A 19,780-nucleotide genomic window follows, 5' to 3' on the forward strand; every position below is an offset into this window, starting at 1 on the left:
CTTCTTAGCCTCGGCGCCTACGGCAGGTCGTGTGTCTGTGCACGGTCGTGCGGTTGTAGATCTTGCTGGTCGAGTCTGTCAGACCGCGGGGCCAACCGGGGGCGGGTTCGCACCGGTTGTGTCGTGCGGCAGGTGCGGGATCACATGACGATCGCGGTGGCCCCCTCGATCTCCACGACGTCGACCTCCTGGCCGACCTCGTAGGAGTGGCTGCGGTCGAGGGCGCGGGCCGACCAGACCTCGCCCGCCAGCTTGATGCGGCCGCCGCTTCCGTCGACACGTTCGAGGACGACGGCCTGTTTTCCCCTCAGGGCGTCGACTCCGCTGGCCAGTTCGGGCCGCTGGGACCGGTGTCTGCGGGCGATGGGCCGGACGACGGCGATCAGCGCGGTCGAGACGACGGCGAAGACCGCGACCTGGGCGACGGCCCCACCGCCGAAGATGCCGGAGACCACTGCCGCGGCGACGGCGCCCACCGCGAGCATGCCGAGTTCGGGCATCGCGGTGACCACCAGGGCGATACCGAGTGCCGCCGCGCCGATCAGCCACCACAGCCATGCGTCGATGTCCACAAGGTCATGGTAGAACCGCGCACCCGGTCACGGACAGGGCGCCGGTCGGTCGAACGGGCCCTGTCGTGCCGGGTGTTGTGCGCGGGGTGGTGTCGTGTCAGCTCATCGGGAGGCCCTGGGCGGTCCAGCGGTCGCCGACCTGCTCGACGACGAGCGGGAGACCGAAGCACAGGGACAGGTTGCGGCTGGTGAGTTCGAGCTCGAGCGGGCCGGCGGCGAGGACCTTGCCCTGACGGATCATCAGGACGTGGGTGAAGCCGGGGGCGATCTCCTCCACGTGGTGGGTGACCATGATCATGGAGGGGGCGATCGGGTCGCGGGCGAGGCGGCCGAGGCGGCGCACCAGGTCCTCGCGGCCGCCGAGGTCCAGGCCGGCGGCGGGCTCGTCGAGGAGGAGCAGCTCGGGGTCGGTCATCAGGGCGCGGGCGATGAGGGTGCGCTTGCGCTCGCCCTCGGAGAGGGTGCCGAACTTGCGGTCCAGGTACTCCGACATGCCGAGGCGGTCGAGGAAGGCGCGGGCGCGCTGTTCGTCGATGTCCTCGTACTCCTCCTGCCAGCCGGCGGTCATGCCGTAGGCGGCGGTGAGCACGGTCTGGAGGACGGTCTGCTTCTTGGGCAGCTTGTCGGCGAGGGCGATGCCGGCCACGCCGATGCGGGGACGCAGCTCGAAGACGTCGGTGCCGGGGCGGCCGAGCGTCTCGCCGAGGATGGTGGCGGTGCCCTTGCTCGGGTAGAGGTAGCTGGACGCGATGTTCAGCAGGGTGGTCTTGCCGGCGCCGTTGGGGCCGAGGATGACCCAGCGTTCGCCCTCCTTGACCGACCAGGAGACCTGCTCCACCAGAGCTCGGCCCTCGCGGACCACGGATACGTCCTGAAGTTCCAGAACATCGCTCATGAGCGCCTTGTCTCCCCTTGCAGTGTGGCCGGTCTCGGCTGTCGCGTACGCCTTGTGGGTCGGTCCGCCGCACCCGTGGGCGGGAGCCCGTCATGAAATCTACGCCACCGGCCGACCCGGACATTCCATCGGTCCGGTTTCCGTGTGCTGTCTAGGGTGTACGCATGCTTTCCGAACCACGCTCCGGTCGTCTCGCAGCTTGGGGCAATGCCCTTCTTGCCGGAATTGTCTCCCCGGACGAGGCGGCGCTCGCCGTCGTCGGGGAGGACGCGGTGCACCGGGTGGAGGGGGTGCCCGGGGAGTCCGCGCCGGTGGGGCTGACGCTGGCCCTGGGGCGGCTGCGGGGGCTCGGGGTGTCGGGGCTGCGGGTGGCGCTGCCGGCGCCGGGGCATCCGCTGGGGCTGAGCGGCCCGCCGGAGTTCAACGCGCGGGCGCTGGAGGCCGAGGAGGCCGTGGTGTGCCAGGGGGCGGCGCTGGGGCTGGTGCCCGAGGTGTCGGAGGCCGGGCCCGAGGGCGATGTGCATGTGGAGGTCCTCTGGCACTGTCTGCCCGTGCGGGAGGCGCCGCCGGCGGACGTGCCGTCGCTGGGTGAGGCGGAGCGGGAGCTGGCGGAGGCGCTGCGGGAGGCGACGGAGGCGCTGACGCGGCTGGACGTGGCCGGGTCGGGTCCGGTCGCGGAGGCGGCGATCGACGCGTACCGGGCGCGGGCCACGGCGTCACGCGGGCAGGACGTGCTGGCGCCCGGGTATCCGCCGCGTGCGGTGCGGGTGCTGGAGCTCGCGCAGCGGGTGGGCGCGCTGGTGTCGCTGGCGACGGCGCACGGGCACGGCGGCGCGGTGAGCGCGTCGGAGATGTCGGCGCGGGCGTTGGCGCTGCGGCCGGTGGAGCGGACGGCCCGGCGGGCGCAGGTGGCGGCGTACAACGCGTTCGTGGAGGAGCGCGGGGCGCGCTGAGCCCTCGGCGCCGAGCCTGGACAGGTTCCGGCGCCGGCCCTGGGCAGGGACGAGCCCCGGCGCCGGGTGGGGGGCGGGCGGCCGGGGCTGGTCGTCTGGGTGGCGTCCGTCGTCAGTCGTTGACGGCGACGTTGCCGAAGGCCGGGTTCAGCACACCGATGACGTTGATGCTGTTGCCCGACACGTTCACCGGGACGTCGACCGGGACCTGGACGAGGTTGCCGGACACGACGCCCGGGGAGCCCACGGCCTTGCCGTCCGCGTGGCTGCCCTCGGTGGCGGAGGCCATGCCCGCACCGGCGGCGAGCAGACCGCCGGCCACCATCGTCACGGCCGCTGCCTTCTTCAGGTTCTTCACTTTCCGAGCCCTCCTCGCGACGACCGCGGCGAGCGCCGCGGTCCGCACTGGGCAACGCGTGGCACGGGCAGGGGATACGGAGCCCGGGGAGCCATTCCCCCTATGGTATGAATCTCGCACCGGAGGGGAACCTTCCGGTGACAACGGGCCGAGGGTCAGCCGCTGAGTCCGTGCCGTACGGCCCACAGCGCGGCCTGGGTGCGGTCCGCCAGGTCGAGCTTCATCAGGATGTTCGACACGTGCGTCTTCACCGTCTTCTCGGACAGCACGAGGGCGCGGGCGATCTCCCGGTTGGCGCGGCCGTCCGCGATCAGTCCGAGCACCTCGCGCTCCCGCTCGGTGAGCGAGCCCGCGCGTCCCGCCCCGGAACCGCCCTCCTCCTGGGACAGGAGCGCGCCCGCCACCTCCGGCTGGAGCAGCACGTGCCCGGCGTGCACGGAGCGGATGGCGCCGGCCAGCGCGTCGGGGTCGATGTCCTTGTACACGTAGCCCGCGGCGCCGGCGCGGAGGGCGGGGATCACCGTGCGCTGTTCGGTGAAGCTGGTGACGACCAGCACCCGGGCGCGGTGGTCCAGGTCGCGCAGCCTGCGCAGTGCCTCCACGCCGTCGGTGCCGGGCATCTTGACGTCCATGAGGATGACGTCGGGCTGGAGCTCGCCGGCCAGGGCGACCCCCTCCGCGCCGTCCGCGGCCTCGCCGACGACCTCGATGTCGTCCTGCACCTCCAGGAAGGTGCGCAGACCGCGCCGGACCACCTGGTGGTCGTCGACCAGCAGCACCTTGATCGCGTCAGCCACCGGGTACCTCCATCTCGATGGTGGTGCCCTTGCCGGGCGCCGATTCCACGGTCAGCCTGCCGCCGACCCCGCTCGCCCGGTCACGCATGGAGACCAGGCCAAGATGGCGGCCCGCCCGGCGGACGGTGTGCGGGTCGAAGCCGTCGCCGTCGTCGCCGACCCGCAGGACCGCGCCGTTGCCGCGCCGCTCCAGGGTCACGTCGACGTGGCTCCCGCCGGAGTGGCGCAGGGCGTTGTGCAGCGCCTCCTGGGCGACCCGCAGCACCGCCTCCTCCTGGGCGGCGGGCAGGGCGCGCACGCCGTGGCCGGTGAAGGTGACGCGCGCGCTGTGGGCGCGGTCGAGGACCTGCACCTGGGTGCGCAGGGTGGCGGCCAGCCCGTCCTCGTCGAGGGCGGCGGGGCGCAGCTCGACGACCGCGGCGCGCAGTTCGTCGGCGGCCTCGGCGGCCAGCTCCGCCACCTGCTGCAGCTCGCCCTTGGCGCGGGCCGGGTCACGGTCGACGAGACGGGCGGCGGCCTGGGCGGTGAGGCGCAGGGAGAACAGCTTCTGGCTGACGGCGTCATGCAGCTCGTGGGCCAGGCGGGAGCGCTCCTCGGCGATGGTCAGCTCGCGGCTGCGTTCGTAGAGGCGGGCGTTGGTGAGGGCGATGGCGGCGTGCTGGGCGAGTATGCCGAGCAGTTCCTCGTCGTCCTCGGTGAAGCCGCAGGCGCCGTCCGGCTTCGGGCAGTTCTTGTTCGCGAGGAACAGGGCGCCGAGCACCTCGTCGCCGTCGCGGACGGGCAGGCCCAGGAAGTCGACGAGGTCGGGGTGGGCGCTGGGCCAGCCCCCGAAGCGCGGGTCGCGGCGCACGTCGGCGAGGCGCTGCGGGGCGGCGTCGTCGAGCATCGCGGCGAGGATGCCGTGCCGGCGCGGCAGGGGGCCGATGGCCTTCCACTGCTCGTCGCTGACGCCGTCCACCACGAACTGGGCGAAGCCGCCGTGGTCGTCGGGCACGCCGAGCGCGGCGTACTGGGCGTCGAGGAGTTCGCGGGCGGAGGCGACGATCGTCTTGAGGACGTCGCGCACCTCGAGATGCCTGCTCATGGCCAGCAACGCGGAACTCACCGCGGCGAGGCCGGACCTGGGGCCGTGGCTCATGTCCTCACGGTACCGGCGGGGCACGGGCCCGCGGATCGGACCGCTGTCCGCCCCTCTCCCCCGCCGTTGGTCCTAGGTCCTGGGTCCAGTTCGAGCCGTCGTGACCTAGGGCGAGGGACGGGGGCGTGCCGCCGTAGGCCGAAGGGACCCGGGCGGCTGCGTCCCGGGCCCGAGGCGGCGCCGGAGCCCGGCTTCCTACGTTGATCACACGCCGACAGGGCGGGACGACACCACGGACGAGGGGACGGTTGTCATGCCGGTTGCGATCATCACGGGAGCCTCGAAAGGGCTCGGACGGGCGCTGGCCGCGGGGCTGGCGGAGCGAGGCTGGGACCTGGTGCTCGACGCGCGGGGCGAGGACCGCCTGGCGGAGACGAAGGTGCTGGTCTCGGCGCACGGCACGCGGGTGACGGCGGTGCCGGGGGACGTCACGGACCCCGCGCACCGGGCGGAGCTGGTGGCGGCGGCCTGGCGGCTGGGCGGGGTGGACCTGCTGGTGCACAACGCGAGCGCGCTGGGCGCCGAGCCGCTGGTGCGGCTGGCGGAGCTGCCGCTGGAGGGGCTGCGGCGGGCGCTGGAGGTGAACCTGGTGGCCGCGCTGGGTCTGGTGCAGGAGGCGCTGCCGCTGCTGCGGACCGCCGAGGCGGGCGCGGTGCTGGTGGTGAGCTCGGACGCCGCCGCGGAGGCGTATCCGACGTGGGGCGGGTACGGCGCGTCGAAGGCGGGTCTCGACCAGCTGGCGGCGGTACTGGCGGAGGAGGAACCGGGGCTGCGGGTGTGGTCGGTCGACCCGGGGGACATGGCGACGGACCTGTACGCGGCGGCCGTGCCGGACGACGACGATCCGCGGCCGGAGCCGGAGACGGTGGTGCCGGGGTTCCTGCGGCTGCTTCAGGAGCGGCCGGCCAGTGGCCGCTACGGCGCCCCGGCGCTGCTGGAGGGACGGCGGTGACGGTCACGTTCCGGGTACCGGAGGAGCTGTCGGCGCGGGTGCCGGCGGAGCGGCGGGCGCCCGGCCGGGACCGGGACGCGGTGCGGCTGCTGGTGTCGCGGGGCACCGAGGTGTCCCACCACGCGTTCGCGGAGCTGCCACTGCTGCTGAGCGCGGGCGACCTGCTGGTGGTGAACACCTCGCCCACGCTGGCGGCGGCCGTCGACGGGCGGGCCGGCGACGCGCGCGTGGTGGTGCACTTCTCCACGCGCGGTGACGACGGGCGCTGGGCGGTCGAGCTGCGGGACCCGGACGGGCGCGGCACCACGCGCGTGCGCGCGGGCACGCGTGCGGGTACAGGGGTGCGGCTGGCCGGGGGTGCCCGGCTGCGGGTCGAGGAGCCGCTGAGCGCGGGGGCGCCGCGGCTGTGGTGGGCGCGGGTGTCGCGGGACGTGCCGGGGCTGCTGCGGGCGCACGGGCGGCCGATCCGGTACGCGTACACGGAGCGCGACCAGCCGCTGTCGGCGTACCAGACGGTGTTCGCGCTGCCGTCGCGGGACGGTTCGGGGAGCGCGGAGATGCCGAGTGCGGGGCGTCCGTTCACCGCGCGGACGGTGACGGAGCTGGTGAGCCGCGGGGTGCAGGTCGCGCCGGTGCGGCTGGACACGGGGGTGGCGTCGGCGGAGGCGCACGAGCCGCCGTACCCGGAGCGGTTCGCGGTGCCGGAGGCGACGGCGCGGCTGGTCGGCGCGGTGCGGGAGGGCGGCGGCCGGGTGGTCGCGGTGGGGACGACGGCGGTGCGGGCGCTGGAGTCGGCGGCCGGTCCCGACGGGGTGGTGCGGGCCCGTGCGGGCTGGACGGACCTGGTGGTGACCCCGGAGCGGGGGGTGCGGGCGGTGGACGGGCTGCTGACCGGGCTGCACGAGCCGGGGGCGTCGCACCTGCTGATGCTGGAGGCGGTCGCGGGGCGGGAGGCGGTCGCGCGGGGCTACGAGGAGGCGCTGGACGGGCGTTACCTGTGGCACGAGTTCGGGGACGTGCACCTGCTGCTGCCGTACTGACCGAGGGGCGCGGACCGTCCCGGCCGACAGAGCGGAACTCCTCACACAGCGCGTTGCGACAGCAACACGCGGTAAGGAGGGAGGGGGCGGGGTGTGAGGCCAGGCATAGGGCGCACATCACGTACGAAGCGGATTAGGAGACTCATACCGCCCTTACAAGCGGGGGAAACAGTCCCATCTGCCCGGTTTGACACACCCCTGATCCACTACCTGGCTTCGTAGGTCACACCTTTGCCCGGCGATTTTGCGGCCGCTAACAATGGCTGCGTCGCTCAGCGCCGTGGGCTTCTGGCCCGCGGCGTTCGTGTGCCGGAGAAGCACCAGTCCCATCGGACATCGAGCGACCTCCGCGCTATTCGAAGAGGTCCGTTCCGCATGCCCAAGCACATCCTCACCCGTGGTCATGGTCGAGCCCTGACCCGTCACCACAAGATCGCCGCCGCGGGTGTCGCCGCTCTCGGCGCCGCCGCCATCGGCTTCTCGGCGGTCCCGAGCAACGCCTCGACGACGACCACGGCCGAGGCTCCCGCCCAGACGGCGAAGGTGGCCTACAGCACCCAGCAGATCCAGGGCGTCAAGGCCGACGTGAACAGCCAGCTCGCCGGCGCCAGCGTGAAGGTCGAGCAGATCGCGGCCAAGAAGCAGGCCGCCGCCGAGGCCGCCGCGAAGAAGAAGGCGGCCGCCGAGGCCAAGGCCGCGAAGGCCCGCCAGGCGGCGGAGTCCGCGAGCCGTTCCACCGAGCGCGCCGAGGTGAAGAAGGCCGCTCCGAAGAAGTACGGCAACAACCTCGACGGCTGGATCCGCGAGGCCATGTCCATCATGAAGAAGAACGGGATCCCCGGCTCCTACGAGGGCATCCACCGCAACATCATGCGGGAGTCCTCCGGCAACCCGAAGGCGATCAACCTCTGGGACATCAACGCCCAGAAGGGCATCCCCTCCAAGGGTCTGCTCCAGGTGATCCCGCCGACCTTCGAGGCGTACCACGTCAAGGGCACCCCGAAGAACATCTACGACCCGGTCGCCAACATCGTCGCCGCCTGCAACTACGCGGCCGACAAGTACGGCACCATGGACAACGTCGACAGCGCGTACTGAGAGGTCGGCGCGGACCTCTCCCTCCGCACACAGACGCCGAAGGGCGGCACCCTCCTGACGGGGTGCCGCCCTTCGGGGCCGTACGGCGGGACTACTTGCGCATGACCTCCGGCTCGTGGCGGCGCAGGAAGCGCGCCACGAAGAAGCCGCAGACCAGACCGAGCGCGAGCAGCGCGCCCATGTCCATCGCCCATGCGCCGGCCGCGTGCTCCCACAGCGGGTCGTCGCTGTCGCCCTTGGCGGGCGGGCTGATGTTGTTGAAGTCCAGCGTGGTGCCCGCGGCGGCGACCGCCCAGCGCGACGGCATCAGGTACGACAGCTCGTTGACGCCGACCGAGTTGGCCAGGGGGAACAGACAGCCGGTGAAGACGACCTGGACGATCGCGAACATCACCAGCAGCGGCATCGTCTTCTCGGCGGTCTTCACCAGGGCCGAGATGATCAGGCCGAACATCATCGCGGTGAAGCCCAGCGCCATGATCGGGATGCACAGCTCCAGCAGGATCTGGCCACCGAGGACCAGGCCCTCGTCGGGCACCGTGCGGCTGGAGAAGCCGATGACGCCGATCATCAGGCCCTGGATCATGGTGATCAGGCCCAGCACGAAGACCTTCGACATCAGGTACGCCGAGCGGGACAGGCCGGTGGCGCGCTCCCGCTCGTAGATCACCCGTTCCTTGATCAGCTCACGGACGGAGTTCGCGGCGCCGGCGAAGCACGCGCCCACCGCGAGGATGAGCAGCACCGTGAGCGCCGTGCCGTTGCCGACGGGCCTGCCCGTTCTCGGGTTGATCTCCGTGTTGACCAGCAGGTCCTTGCCCTGGTCGATGAGCAGGCTGACCGAGCCCAGGACCAGCGGCAGGATGATCGACAGGGCGAGGAAGCCCTTGTCGGAGGCGATCACCGACACATAGCGGCGCACCAGCGTGGTGAACTGCGACGCCCAGCCCTGCGGCTTCGGCGGCTTCATCGCCTGCATCGCGGGGACCTGTACGGACTGCGGGGCGACCGCGTCGATGTCCGCGGCGTACATCTGGTAGTGCTGCGAGCCCTTCCAGCGGCCCGCCCAGTCGTAGTCGCGGTAGTTCTCGAAGGCGGAGAAGACGTCGGCCCAGGTGTCGTAGCCGAAGAAGTTCAGCGCCTCCTCGGGCGGGCCGAAGTAGGCGACGGACCCGCCCGGCGCCATCACCAGCAGCTTGTCGCAGATGGCGAGCTCGGCCACCGAGTGGGTCACCACGAGGACCGTGCGGCCGTCGTCGGCGAGGCCGCGCAGCAGCTGCATGACGTCGCGGTCCATGCCCGGGTCGAGACCGGAGGTCGGCTCGTCCAGGAAGATCAGCGACGGCTTGGTGAGCAGCTCCAGCGCCACCGACACGCGCTTGCGCTGGCCGCCGGACAGGGACGTGACCTTCTTGTCCTTGTGGATGTCCAGCTTCAGCTCGCGCAGCACCTCGTCGATGCGGGCCTGGCGCTCGGCGGCCGTGGTGTCGGCGGGGAAGCGCAGCTTGGCCGCGTACTTCAGGGCGCGCTTGACGGTCAGCTCCTTGTGCAGGATGTCGTCCTGCGGGACCAGACCGATGCGCTGGCGCAGCTCGGCGAACTGCTTGTACAGGTTGCGGTTGTCGTACAGCACCTCGCCCTCGTTGGCGGGACGGTAGCCGGTGAGCGCCTTGAGCAGCGTCGACTTGCCGGAGCCCGAGGGGCCGATGACCGCGATCAGGGACTTCTCCGGGACGCCGAAGGAGACGTCCTTCAGGATCTGCTTGCCGCCGTCGACCGTGACGGTCAGGTGGCGGGCGGAGAAGGACACCTCACCGGTGTCGACGAACTCCTCGAGCCGGTCGCCGACGATCCGGAACGTCGAGTGACCGACGCCCACGATGTCGGTGGGGCCGAGCAGTTGCGAGCCGCCCTTGGCGATCGGCTGGCCGTTGACGTAGGTGCCGTTGTGCGAGCCCAGGTCGCGGATCTCCATGCGCCCGTCGGGCGTCGAGTGGAACTCCGCGTGGTTGCGGGACACCTGGAGGTCGGAGACGACCAGGTCGTTCTCCAGGGCGCGGCCGATGCGCATCACGCGGCCGAGCGAGAACTGGTGGAACGTCGTGGGACTGCGGTCGCCGTAGACCGGCGGCGCCCCCGCGCCGCCACCGGGGCCCTGCTGCTGCGGGATGTGCGGCGCGTTCTGCTGCTGCGGCTGCTGCTGCCAGCCCTGCTGGGCCGGCGGCTGCTGCTGGGCGGGGGGCTGCTGCCAGCCGGCGCCCGCGCCCTGGGCGGCGTACGGCTGCTGCGGCTGCGGTACGGCGGCGGCGACACCGGACAGCGTCACGCGCGGCCCGTCGTTCGCGTTGCCCAGGTTCAGCACAGTGTCGGCGGTGAACTCCAGGTGGTGGATCCGCTGACCCTGCACGAAGGTGCCGTTGGTGCTGCCGTGGTCCTCGATCACCCAACTGCGGCCGTTGAAGCTGATCGTGGCGTGACGCCAGGACACCCTGGCGTCGTCGAGGACGACATCGCCCTGGGGGTCACGTCCCAGGGTGTAGGACCTGGACGGATCGAGCGTCCAGGTGCGTCCGTTTGCTTCCAGTACGAGTTCCGGCACTCCATGCCCCACTGAGTTGTTTCCCCCGAATTTCCCCCGTCGCAGGGAGTCTAGGGATGTCGAACATCGGGGGGAACTATTTCAGGCCCGGCCCTCCGACCGGAAGTCGGCCCTGTCACGACCCGGCGACAAGGCGTCGACGGCCCTGTCCGGACCGGGGTTGAAATCGCCCCGGAGAGTGGTAAACCACGCGAGGGGGACATGTGCGGCCTGCCGGGCCGCTCCGCGGATCGGGGGGTCTGCCCATGAGTACTGCCACAGGCTCCGCCGGGCCGGGGCGCGCCACCACTGTGCCGTGGGCGGACGTGGTGATGTCCGCGGTCGCCGCGGTGAGCTGGGCGCTGATCGGGATGGCGGGGACGGCCGCGGTGGGACTGCGTCTGCTGGACGCGGACACGGCGGGGTCGTCGGGGCCCATGGCCGCAGCGGTGGTGGCGCTGGCGGTGGGCGGTTCGGTGACGCCGACGGGAAACGTGTCGATGTTCGGACTGTCCGGGGCCGAGGCGGACACGGCGGTCGACGTGATGCCGCTCGGCGTGGGGCTGGTGGGGGCGCTGCTGCTCTCCCTCATCTTCCTGAGGTCCTTACGGGTGGCGGGAGTTGCGGTGTCCGGCCGTGAACTCGCCGCGCGGGTGGGCGCGGTGGTCGCGCTGGCCGTGGCGACGGCGGGCGGGCTGGCGTGGGCGGGCCACGACGTGATCACCGTCGACGTGGCCGCGCTCGGTGTGGACGGTTCGCCCGGCTCGGACGGCGGCGGAGGGCTGGACGTCCCCGGGCTGGGCGACGTCGGGGAGCTGCTGCCGGACCGGGTGGGGGACCTGGTAGACGCGGAGGTGACGGTGGGGTTCGCCGTTGACACGGCGCCGACGCTGCTGGCCGGGCTGGGCTGGTCGGCGGGCGTGCTGCTGGTCGCGCTGCTGGCGTCCCGGCGCACTCCGCTGCCGCGCGGATGGGACGCCCTGCACCGGGTGGTGCGGCCGGTGGTCTCGTCGCTCGTCGCGGTGCTGCTGGTCGCGGCGGCGGCGGGAATCGCCGCCGCGGGGTACGCGGCGGCCGGCGACGACCATCCCCGCCGGATCGCCGGGGCCGCGTTGCTGGGGGCGCCGAACGGGGTGTGGCTGGGGGTGTCGGTCGGGCTGTTCGTCCCGTGGGACGCCCGTGGGGACGGTGCCCTGCTGGGGGCGCTGCCGCGTCCCCTGGACGATCTGTTGCGGACGGGGACGGAGGAGCCGGTCACCCTGGGCGCGCTGGCCGAGCTGGACGGGCGGGTGTGGCTGCTGGGCCTGGGGGCGGCGACTGCGATGCTGTTGGCGGGCGTGCTGACGGGGGTGCGGACGCCCGTGTGGGGTGCGCCGGGGGCGGGTGGTTTCGCAGCGCGGTGTGCGGTGCGGCTGGGAGCCGCCACGGCGGTGACGCTACCGGTGCTGGTGTGGCTCACGGAGGTGTCCGTGGGCGCCTCGCTGTCGGTGCTGGGGTACGAGGCGTTCGCCGCGGGGCTGGACCTGAGCGGGCGGCTCGGCGCGGCGGCGCTGCTCGGTGCGGTGTGGGGTGCGGCGGCGGGTGCGGTGGGGGCGCTGCTGGCGTGGGCGTGCGGGGTGGCGGGCACGCGGGTGGCGGTACTGGCACGGGGTGCCGGGGACGAGCGCTCGTCGGTGCCCACGCCCTCGGGGCCCTACCGGCCGGGGCTGCCGTACCGCCTGCCCGACCCGGACACCAATCCGTATCTACGGCTGCCGGGGGCACGGACGGAACGGGGCGCCCCCGAGGACGCGGTGCCGGGCCGGAGCGCGCCCGGGGACACGGGTGGCGGCGCGGACGACGTGGCGGCGGCCCCCACGGTCGCCGGCCCCGCCCCGCCCCCACGCCCACCCCGCCCGGACCGCCGCCGCCTGTGGCCGGACGGGGTCCCGCCCCCTCCCCCACCACCGCCGGCGCCCCGCCCTTCGGGGGCGCGTGAACCCGAGGGTGGAGACGAGGGCGCCCGGGGGTCGGGGGGACGGTAATAGGCGGGCCGGGCCTGGTCGTGCCCGGGCCGACTCCGGTCCGGGCACGGACCGGGCGGCGCCCACGCGCGGCCGGGCGGGTCGGGCGGCGCGCCGCCACCGGAGCCGGTGCAGCCGGGTACGGGCCCGGCGCACCCGGCCGGACAGGATGCGGCCGGCGCCGGACGGCCGCACACAGGCTGCTGCGAGGCGCCCGCCGCCACAGGCCGACGCAGAACGGGGCGTCCGCCACCGGAGCCGGTGCAACTGGGCGCGCTGGGCGCGGCGTACTCGGCGGGACACCATGCGGCCAGCGCCGGACGGCCGCGCGCACACTGCGCTGCGAGGCACCCGCGCCACAGGCCGACGCAGAACCAGGTGCCCGCCACGGGAGCCGGTGCAGCCGGGCACGCTGGGCACGCTGGGCGCGGCGATACTCAGCGGGACACGATGCGGCCGGCGCCGGACCGCCGCGCGCACACTGCTGCGAGGCACCCGCCGCCACAGGCCGACGCAGAACCGGGGCGCCCGCCACCGGAGCCGGTGCAGCCGGGCACGGCGCACCCGGCCGGACAGGATGCAGCCGGAGCCGGACGGGGCGTGCGCACACTGCTGCGGGGCGCCCGGGCCGCAGCCTCCGCAGAGCCGGGCGTTCGTCATCGAGCGGCTTGTGCGGCGGGTCGGGATGCGGTCCGCGTGTCCTCGGCTCGAGTCGGGGGATCATCGTCTGCGCCGGGCCGGCATCGGGCAGGGCGGGCCTCCGCCGGGCGCGTGGGTCGACGGGGCTGGGCCGGACCTGGCGCCCGACGCCGGGCCGGGCCGTGTTCACGGCTGGGGTGAGGCGGGGGGGGCGCGGGACCGGGCGGGGTGTCCGGAGGGCGGACCGCGCGGGCGCGGGGCACTCCGTGCCGGATACGGTAAGAGCACCATGAGCGCATCGCAGACCTCCGACGTTCCCACCCTCCTGGTCAAGATCTTCGGCAAGGACCGGCCCGGCATCACGGCCGGCCTCTTCGACACACTCGCCGCCTACTCCGTCGACGTGGTCGACATCGAGCAGGTCGTCACCCGCGGCCGCATCGTGCTGTGCGCGCTCGTGACCCAGCCCCCGGCCGGGATGGAGGGCGACCTGCGGGCGACCGTCCACAGCTGGGCGGAGTCGATCAAGATGCAGGCGGAGATCATCTCGGGCAGGGGCGACAACCGTCCCCGCGGTATCGGCAGGTCCCTGGTGACGGTGCTGGGCCACCCCCTCACCTCGGAGGCGACGGCCGCGGTCGCCGCGCGGATCACCAGGGCCGGCGGCAACATCGACCGCATCTTCCGGCTCGCCAAGTACCCGGTGACCGCCGTGGAGTTCGCGGTGTCCGGCGTGGAGACGGAGGCGCTGCGCACCGCGCTGGTGACGGACGCGGCCCGGTTCGGGATCGACATCGCGGTGGTCGCGGCGGGCCTGTACCGCAGGGCGCAGCGCCTGGTGGTGATGGACGTGGACTCCACGCTCATCCAGGACGAGGTGATCGAGCTCTTCGCGGCGCACGCCGGCTGTGAGGACCAGGTCGCCGAGGTGACGGCGGCGGCGATGCGCGGGGAGCTGGACTTCGAGCAGTCGCTGCACGCGCGGGTGGCGCTGCTGGAGGGCCTCGACGCCTCCGTGATCGACAAGGTGCGCAGCGAGGTGCGTCTGACGCCGGGCGCCCGCACCCTGATCCGTACGCTCAAGCGGCTCGGCTATCAGGTGGGCGTGGTGTCGGGCGGCTTCACGCAGGTCACCGACGACCTGAAGGAGCGCCTCGGTCTGGACTTCGCCCAGGCGAACACGCTGGAGATCGTCGACGGCAAGCTCACCGGCCGGGTGACCGGCGAGATCGTGGACCGGGCGGGCAAGGCCCGGCTGCTGCGCCGCTTCGCGGCCGAGGCGGGGGTGCCGCTGTCGCAGACGGTGGCGATCGGTGACGGCGCGAACGACCTGGACATGCTGAACGCGGCCGGTCTCGGTGTCGCCTTCAACGCCAAGCCGGTGGTGCGGGAGGCCGCGCACACGGCCGTGAACGTCCCCTTCCTGGACACCGTCCTCTATCTCCTGGGCATCACGCGGGAAGAGGTCGAGGCCGCGGACACGCTCGCAGGCGACTGAGCCGCGCGCACCGGCCGTGACGACGGACGGGCCCGGCGCCGACGAGGTCGGTGCCGGGCCCCTGGCGTGCCGGGCGGGTCAGCCGGGGGTCACTCGGTGGGCGCCCAGTAGTCGACCAGCGTGGCGGTACCGGGCTCCAGGGACTTCCAGGGGCCGGTGAAGGTCAGGACCGCGAAGGCGGCGGCGGGGAAGCCGCGCCGCGTCATGCGCTCGCGCGCGTCGCCCTCGGACGCGCCGCCGAGGATGTCGGCCAGCCCCTGCACGCCCGGGTTGTGTCCGATCAGCAGGACGTTCTGCGCGTCGTCGGGGGTCTCGTTGAGCAGGGCCATCAGCTCGCCGGGCGAGGCCTCGTAGATCCGCTCCTCGTAGACGGTTTTCGGCCGCTTCGGGAACTCATGGACCGCGAGCTTCCAGGTCTCGCGGGTGCGGACCGACGTGGAGCACAGGGCCAGGTCGAAGGCGACGCCGGAGTCGGCCAGCTTGCGGCCGGCGGCCGCGGCGTCCAGACGGCCTCGCTCGGCGAGGGGCCGCTCGTGGTCGGACACCGGAGGCCAGTCGGCTTTCGCATGCCGGAAAAGGACAATCCTGCGGGGTTCTGCGACGCTCATGACACCCAGCTTCGCATGAAACAGGCCACGGGGCGCAGGGAGTTGACCGGCGCCCCGGCGCGTTCAGCGGGCCATCAGCTGCTGCGCCCGCTCGACGAGGAGGGTGAGCGCGGGCTCACCGGCGGTCGCGTGCGCGTCGGAGGGGTTGAGGACGAGGGCGAGCAGGGCCACGAAGGCGAGGGTGGGGAGGGCCAGGGCCCACCACGGCAGCCGGGTGGCGGCACCGGCCCGGGGGGCCGGAACGGGCCGGGAGTGCGTGCGCGCCGACATGGGTGCCTCCGCTCTTCGAGTGCTCCGCGGCCGCCGGTCGCGGCCACATCTCGAAGGTACGGATCGGCGGGGCGTCAACCCATCCGGTGATCCACCCACTTGACCCTGAGCCTGGCCCCCTAGGGGACGGTGGTGCCAGCACCACCCTCAGGGCGCGGAACCGGTCACCGCGCTCGGGGCACGGGCGCCGCCGCCCGCGCTCAGGGCGCGAGCACCGTCGCGATGACGCCGATGACGATGAAGATCGCGAAGAACGCGCCGAAGACGAGCAGCATCTTCTTCTGGCCGTTCTGCGGGTTCGGGTCGAGGACTGGCATGGGGAAAGTGTCGCACCCTTCCCGTGCGGCACCGGCCACGGGGTGCCCGGTGGGCGCGGCGTCCCCTTGCGACGGGCGGCCCCGGGGCGAGGCGTCCCCGCACGCGAGGCGGCCCGGGGGGGGAGGTGGCCCGGGGGGGGAGGGACGGCCCAGTCCCTAGGCCGAGGGCCCCGGTCCGTACGCCGGGCGCCCCAGCCCACACACGCCCCCCAGTTCGTACACCGGGCGCCTCAGCCCGTACGCGGACAGCCCCAGTCCGTACCCCGGGCGCCTCAGCCCGTACGCGGACCACCCCGGTCCGTACACCGGCGCCCCAGCCCGTACACGGACCGCCCCAGTCCGTACGCCGGGCGGCTCAGCCCGCCGCCTCGTCCTCCACCGTGCGGTCCCGCCCGGCCAGGACCCCGACGATCATCTGCGGCACCATCAGCCCCGCCATCAGGGCGATCGGCAGCCCCCAGCCCCCGCTGTGCTGGTAGAGCACGCCCACCAGCAGCGGCCCGGGAATGGAGAGCAGGTAGCCGGTGCTCTGCGCGAAGGCGGACAGCTGGGCCACGCCCCCGCCCGTACGGGCCCGCATGCCGACCATGGTGAGCGCGAGCGGGAAGGCGCAGTTGGCGACTCCCAGCAGCACCGCCCAGGCCCAGGCGCCGGCGGCCGGGGCGAAGTAGAGGCCCGCGTAGCCGATCAGGCCGCTGACGCCCAGGGCGAGCACGATCGGGCCCTGGCGGGGCAGCCGGGCGGCGAGGCGCGGGATGACGAAGGCCAGCGGCACGCCCATCACCATGGTGACGGCCAGCAGCAGTCCGGCCCGGCCGGCGGGGACGCCCGCGTCGCGGAAGATCTGCGCCATCCAGCCCATGGTGATGTAGGCGGCGGTGGCCTGGAGTCCGAAGAACACCGCCAGCGCCCACGCCGTACGGCTGCGGGTGATGCGCAGCACCGGCGCCTGCCCGGCGGACTCCCCCTGCGCCTGTCCGTCCCGCTGCGGCGGCTTTGGCGCTCCCTTCCCCGAGGTCGCGCCCCGCTCCCGTACGAACGGCAGCCAGGGGAGGACGGCGGCCGCCGCGAGGGCGGCCCAGACGGCGAGCCCGGCCTGCCAGTCGCCGCCGAGCGCGTTTGTCACCGGGACGGTCACGGCCGCCGCCGAGGCGGTGCCCAGGGCGAGGGCCATCGAGTACAGACCGGTCATGGAGCCGACCCGGTCGGGGAACCAGCGTTTGACGATGACCGGCATCAGCACGTTGCTCACGGCTATGCCGGCGAGCGCGAGGCCGCTGGTGAGCAGGAAGGCGGCGGTGGAGCCGACGAAGGGCCGGACCAGCAGCCCGGTGGCGATGGCGGCCATGCCCGCGCACACCACCGCGCCGGGGCCGAAGCGCCGGGCCAGGCGGGGCGCGGTGACGCCGAAGACGGCGAAGCACAGCGCGGGCAGGGAGGTGAGCAGCCCGGCCACGCTGCCGCTCATGCCGAGCCCGTCGCGCACCTCTTCGAGCAGGGCGCCGAAGCTGGTGATGGCGGGGCGCAGGTTCAGGGCGGCCAGCACGATGCCGACGACGAGCAGCCGTTTCCGCCACGCGCGCGCGGGGGCGCCGGGGTGTTCCGGAAGCACGGACGCGGAGGGCGTACGGGCGGCGGCGGACGCGGCCGTCCGGGTCTCGTCACCAGTCATACGAGTCATGCGACCCATCATAGAATCATGGGATGATTGGTTGTCCATGTCGCGCGCGTCGCACGCGGCGCCTGCCGTGCGAAGGTGGAGCATGCCTCTGAGCCATCCGCGCCGATCCGCGCTGTCCGAACAGGTCATCGCCGCCCTGCGGGCCCAGATCACCTCGGGCGAGTGGCCGGTCGGCTCACGCATCCCCACCGAGCCGGAACTGGTCGAACAGCTGGGGGTCGCCCGCAACACCGTTCGCGAGGCGGTGCGCGCGCTGGCGCACAACGGCCTGCTCGACATCCGCCAGGGCTCGGGCACCTATGTGGTCGCCACCAGCGAGCTGGCAGGCGTGATGCACCGCCGCTTCGCGGGCGCCGACCCCCGGCACATCGCCGAGCTGCGTTCCTCCCTGGAGTCCTCCGCGGCGCGGCTGGCGGCGCAGCGGCGCACGGAGAAGGACCTCAAGCAGCTCGACGCGCTGCTGCAGCGCCGTGAGGAGGCATGGGAGTCGGGCGACGCGGAGACGTTCGTGACGGCGGACGCGACGTTCCACATGGCGGTCGTGGCGGCCTCGCACAACGACGTGATGACCGCGCTGTACGCGGACCTGGTCGAGGTGCTGCGGGACTGGCTGCGCGACGACGTGGGCGGGGACATGTCGCCGGAGACGCACATGGACCACAGCCGGCTGGTGGACGCGATCCGCGTGGGCGACGAGGCGACGGCGGCCGAGGAGGCCGCCTCCTACCCCATGGCGTGCAAGCCCGGGCGGTTCACGGCTCCCGCCGACGGCTGACCCGTCGCACGCGCGAGGGCCCGCGCTCCCCCGGGAGGCGCGGGCCCTCGTGCGGGGCGTCCGTCAGGCGCCGACGGCGTGCAGACCGCCGTCCACGTGGACGATCTCGCCCGTGGTCTTCGGGAACCAGTCGCTCAGCAGGGCGACGACGCCACGGCCGGCCGGCTCCGGGTCCTTCAGGTCCCACTCCAGCGGGGCGCGGTCGTCCCAGACGGAGGCCAGCTCGGCGAAGCCGGGGATGGACTTGGCGGCCATGGAGCCGATGGGACCGGCCGAGATGAGGTTGCAGCGGATGTTCTGCTTGCCCAGGTCGCGCGCCATGTAGCGGCTGGTCGCCTCCAGGGCGGCCTTCGCCGGGCCCATCCAGTCGTACTGCGGCCAGGCGTACTGCGCGTCGAAGGTGAGGCCGACGACGGAGCCGCCGTTCTGCATCAGCGGCAGGCAGGCCATGGTGAGCGACTTCAGGGAGAACGCCGAGACGTGCATGGCCGTGGCGACCGACTCGAACGGGGTGTTGAGGAAGTTGCCGCCGAGGGCGTCCTGCGGCGCGAAGCCGATGGAGTGCACGACGCCGTCCAGGCCGCCGAGCTCCTCGCCGACGACGTCGGCCAGGCGGCCCAGGTGCTCGTCGTTGGTGACGTCGAGCTCGATGACCTTGGCGGGCTTGGGCAGCTTCTTGGCGATGCGCTCGGTCAGGGTGGGCCGCGGGAACGCGGTCAGGATGATCTCGGCACCCTGCTCCTGAGCCAGCTTCGCGGTGTGGAAGGCGATGGAGGACTCCATCAGCACACCGGTGATCAGGACGCGCTTGCCCTCGAGAATTCCGCTCATGTGTGTCAGTGACCCATTCCCAGTCCGCCGTCAACGGGAATGACGGCTCCAGTGATGTACGAGGCGTCGTCCGAGGCGAGGAAGCGCACCGCGGCGGCGATCTCCTCGGTCTTCGCGTACCGGGCGAGCGGCACCTGGGCGAGGATCTTCGCCTGCTGCTCCTCGGTGAGCTCCCGGGTCATGTCGGTGTCGACGAAACCGGGCGCGACGACGTTGAAGGTGATGTTGCGCGAGCCCAGCTCACGGGCGAGGGAGCGCGCGAAGCCCACCAGGCCGGCCTTGGAGGCTGCGTAGTTGGCCTGCCCCGCGGAGCCGAGCAGGCCGACGACCGAGGAGATCAGCACGACACGGCCCTTGCGGGCGCGCAGCATGCCGCGGTTGGCGCGCTTGACGACCCGGAAGGTGCCGGTGAGGTTGGTCTCGAGGACGGACGTGAAGTCCTCCTCGGACATGCGCATCAGGAGTTGGTCCCGGGTGATGCCGGCGTTGGCGACGAGCACCTCGACGGCGCCGTGCGCCTCCTCGATCTCCTTGTAGGCCTGCTCCACCTGCTCGGCGTCGGTGATGTCGCACCGGACGGCGAGGAAGTCGGCCGGGGGCTCACCCGAGCGGTACGTGATGGCGACCTTGTCGCCGGCGTCGGCGAACGCGCGGGCGATGGCGAGGCCGATGCCCCGGTTGCCTCCGGTGACGAGAACCGAGCGGCTCAACGGATCACCCCTTCGATAGCGGTCTGTTCCACCCGCCCGGACACCGTGACGACAGGCGGCTGCATCA

General features: G+C 73.2%; 19 protein-coding genes. 7 read left to right on the top strand and 12 right to left on the bottom strand.

What is annotated here, in order from left to right; all coding sequences use genetic code 11:
• Positions 1-140: 140 nt before the first annotated feature.
• Positions 141-572, bottom strand: coding sequence for an NfeD family protein (locus MTR79_RS23925; RefSeq protein WP_189366510.1), 432 nt, complete (start codon positions 570-572; stop codon positions 141-143).
• Positions 573-669: 97 nt separating this feature from the next.
• A complete protein-coding gene (locus MTR79_RS23930) occupies positions 670-1,467 on the bottom strand; it encodes an ABC transporter ATP-binding protein (RefSeq protein WP_024887131.1) in 798 nt (265 codons plus the stop codon).
• A gap of 164 nt (positions 1,468-1,631) precedes the next feature.
• Here MTR79_RS23930 and MTR79_RS23935 point away from each other — a divergent pair, with 164 nt between their 5' ends.
• Positions 1,632-2,420 carry a hypothetical protein gene (locus MTR79_RS23935; RefSeq protein ID WP_122216713.1) on the top strand — a complete coding sequence of 263 codons (789 nt, stop codon included), beginning with the start codon at positions 1,632-1,634 and terminating at the stop codon, positions 2,418-2,420.
• A gap of 112 nt (positions 2,421-2,532) precedes the next feature.
• Here the strand turns inward: MTR79_RS23935 and MTR79_RS23940 are convergent, their stop codons facing one another.
• The 3 genes from MTR79_RS23940 to MTR79_RS23950 form a co-directional block, all read right to left on the bottom strand.
• A complete protein-coding gene (locus MTR79_RS23940; protein WP_048458540.1) occupies positions 2,533-2,778 on the bottom strand; it encodes a chaplin in 246 nt (81 codons plus the stop codon).
• Between the two features lie 155 nt (positions 2,779-2,933).
• Complete coding sequence (locus MTR79_RS23945) at positions 2,934-3,575, bottom strand: response regulator transcription factor (RefSeq protein WP_086704622.1); 642 nt, start codon at positions 3,573-3,575, stop codon at positions 2,934-2,936.
• Positions 3,568-4,713 (bottom strand): GAF domain-containing sensor histidine kinase, encoded by a 1,146-nt coding sequence (locus MTR79_RS23950; RefSeq protein WP_048458560.1) that lies wholly within the window; start codon positions 4,711-4,713, stop codon positions 3,568-3,570. Before MTR79_RS23950 ends, MTR79_RS23945 begins: the two co-directional genes overlap by 8 nt.
• A 253-nt stretch (positions 4,714-4,966) precedes the next feature.
• Between MTR79_RS23950 and MTR79_RS23955 the strand changes: the two genes are divergently transcribed.
• The 3 genes from MTR79_RS23955 (at position 4,967) to MTR79_RS23965 (ending at position 7,803) form a co-directional block, all read left to right on the top strand.
• Complete coding sequence (locus MTR79_RS23955; RefSeq protein WP_086704623.1) at positions 4,967-5,665, top strand: SDR family oxidoreductase; 699 nt, start codon at positions 4,967-4,969, stop codon at positions 5,663-5,665.
• Positions 5,662-6,705 carry an S-adenosylmethionine:tRNA ribosyltransferase-isomerase gene (locus tag MTR79_RS23960; RefSeq protein ID WP_244791942.1) on the top strand — a complete coding sequence of 348 codons (1,044 nt, stop codon included), beginning with the start codon at positions 5,662-5,664 and terminating at the stop codon, positions 6,703-6,705. Before MTR79_RS23955 ends, MTR79_RS23960 begins: the two co-directional genes overlap by 4 nt.
• A 375-nt stretch (positions 6,706-7,080) precedes the next feature.
• On the top strand, positions 7,081-7,803 hold the full coding sequence (locus tag MTR79_RS23965) for a transglycosylase SLT domain-containing protein (protein ID WP_086701871.1): 723 nt from the start codon (positions 7,081-7,083) through the stop codon (positions 7,801-7,803).
• Positions 7,804-7,894: 91 nt separating this feature from the next.
• Here MTR79_RS23965 and MTR79_RS23970 read toward each other — a convergent pair whose 3' ends face one another.
• Positions 7,895-10,402 (bottom strand): FHA domain-containing protein, encoded by a 2,508-nt coding sequence (locus MTR79_RS23970; protein ID WP_086701870.1) that lies wholly within the window; start codon positions 10,400-10,402, stop codon positions 7,895-7,897.
• A 245-nt stretch (positions 10,403-10,647) separates the two neighbouring features.
• On the opposite strand from MTR79_RS23970, the gene MTR79_RS23975 reads away from it, so the two are divergent.
• The gene (locus MTR79_RS23975; RefSeq protein ID WP_244791943.1) at positions 10,648-12,405 is read left to right on the top strand and encodes a streptophobe family protein; all 1,758 of its coding nucleotides are present in this window, start codon (positions 10,648-10,650) and stop codon (positions 12,403-12,405) included.
• A gap of 907 nt (positions 12,406-13,312) precedes the next feature.
• Positions 13,313-14,521, top strand: coding sequence for a phosphoserine phosphatase SerB (gene serB / locus MTR79_RS23980; protein ID WP_086705410.1), 1,209 nt, complete (start codon positions 13,313-13,315; stop codon positions 14,519-14,521).
• An 89-nt stretch (positions 14,522-14,610) separates the two neighbouring features.
• Here the strand turns inward: serB and MTR79_RS23985 are convergent, their stop codons facing one another.
• The 4 genes from MTR79_RS23985 to MTR79_RS23995 form a co-directional block, all read right to left on the bottom strand.
• Positions 14,611-15,129 carry a histidine phosphatase family protein gene (locus MTR79_RS23985; protein WP_244791944.1) on the bottom strand — a complete coding sequence of 173 codons (519 nt, stop codon included), beginning with the start codon at positions 15,127-15,129 and terminating at the stop codon, positions 14,611-14,613.
• Between the two features lie 63 nt (positions 15,130-15,192).
• Complete coding sequence (locus MTR79_RS23990; RefSeq protein ID WP_033275602.1) at positions 15,193-15,399, bottom strand: hypothetical protein; 207 nt, start codon at positions 15,397-15,399, stop codon at positions 15,193-15,195.
• A 200-nt stretch (positions 15,400-15,599) separates the two neighbouring features.
• Positions 15,600-15,716, bottom strand: coding sequence for an SGM_5486 family transporter-associated protein (locus MTR79_RS33635; RefSeq protein WP_006132620.1), 117 nt, complete (start codon positions 15,714-15,716; stop codon positions 15,600-15,602).
• A gap of 355 nt (positions 15,717-16,071) precedes the next feature.
• Positions 16,072-17,388, bottom strand: a complete 1,317-nt coding sequence (locus tag MTR79_RS23995; RefSeq protein ID WP_244793290.1) for an MFS transporter — start codon at positions 17,386-17,388, stop codon at positions 16,072-16,074.
• 91 nt (positions 17,389-17,479) lie between these two features.
• On the opposite strand from MTR79_RS23995, the gene MTR79_RS24000 reads away from it, so the two are divergent.
• Positions 17,480-18,172, top strand: a complete 693-nt coding sequence (locus MTR79_RS24000) for a FadR/GntR family transcriptional regulator (RefSeq protein WP_122216730.1) — start codon at positions 17,480-17,482, stop codon at positions 18,170-18,172.
• A gap of 63 nt (positions 18,173-18,235) precedes the next feature.
• Here the strand turns inward: MTR79_RS24000 and fabI are convergent, their stop codons facing one another.
• Both fabI and fabG read right to left on the bottom strand, forming a co-directional pair.
• Complete coding sequence (fabI, locus tag MTR79_RS24005) at positions 18,236-19,003, bottom strand: enoyl-ACP reductase FabI (RefSeq protein ID WP_086699381.1); 768 nt, start codon at positions 19,001-19,003, stop codon at positions 18,236-18,238.
• A gap of 5 nt (positions 19,004-19,008) precedes the next feature.
• Positions 19,009-19,713, bottom strand: a complete 705-nt coding sequence (gene fabG, locus MTR79_RS24010) for a 3-oxoacyl-[acyl-carrier-protein] reductase (protein WP_244791945.1) — start codon at positions 19,711-19,713, stop codon at positions 19,009-19,011.
• Positions 19,714-19,780 lie beyond the last annotated feature (67 nt).

This window comes from Streptomyces sp. BJ20, assembly GCF_022869105.1.
Classification (GTDB): domain Bacteria; phylum Actinomycetota; class Actinomycetes; order Streptomycetales; family Streptomycetaceae; genus Streptomyces; species Streptomyces griseoincarnatus.

Coding starts and splice junctions, on each gene's coding strand:
- MTR79_RS23990 (WP_033275602.1), bottom strand. CDS start 15,399: ATGTCGGCGCGCACGCACTCCCGGCCCGTTCCGGCCCCCCGGGCCGGT.
- MTR79_RS24000 (WP_122216730.1), top strand. CDS start 17,480: ATGCCTCTGAGCCATCCGCGCCGATCCGCGCTGTCCGAACAGGTCATC.
- MTR79_RS23950 (WP_048458560.1), bottom strand. CDS start 4,713: ATGAGCCACGGCCCCAGGTCCGGCCTCGCCGCGGTGAGTTCCGCGTTG.
- MTR79_RS23930 (WP_024887131.1), bottom strand. CDS start 1,467: ATGAGCGATGTTCTGGAACTTCAGGACGTATCCGTGGTCCGCGAGGGC.
- MTR79_RS23935 (WP_122216713.1), top strand. CDS start 1,632: ATGCTTTCCGAACCACGCTCCGGTCGTCTCGCAGCTTGGGGCAATGCC.
- MTR79_RS23985 (WP_244791944.1), bottom strand. CDS start 15,129: ATGAGCGTCGCAGAACCCCGCAGGATTGTCCTTTTCCGGCATGCGAAA.
- MTR79_RS23975 (WP_244791943.1), top strand. CDS start 10,648: ATGAGTACTGCCACAGGCTCCGCCGGGCCGGGGCGCGCCACCACTGTG.
- serB (WP_086705410.1), top strand. CDS start 13,313: ATGAGCGCATCGCAGACCTCCGACGTTCCCACCCTCCTGGTCAAGATC.
- MTR79_RS23995 (WP_244793290.1), bottom strand. CDS start 17,388: ATGACTGGTGACGAGACCCGGACGGCCGCGTCCGCCGCCGCCCGTACG.
- fabI (WP_086699381.1), bottom strand. CDS start 19,003: ATGAGCGGAATTCTCGAGGGCAAGCGCGTCCTGATCACCGGTGTGCTG.
- MTR79_RS23965 (WP_086701871.1), top strand. CDS start 7,081: ATGCCCAAGCACATCCTCACCCGTGGTCATGGTCGAGCCCTGACCCGT.
- MTR79_RS33635 (WP_006132620.1), bottom strand. CDS start 15,716: ATGCCAGTCCTCGACCCGAACCCGCAGAACGGCCAGAAGAAGATGCTG.
- MTR79_RS23955 (WP_086704623.1), top strand. CDS start 4,967: ATGCCGGTTGCGATCATCACGGGAGCCTCGAAAGGGCTCGGACGGGCG.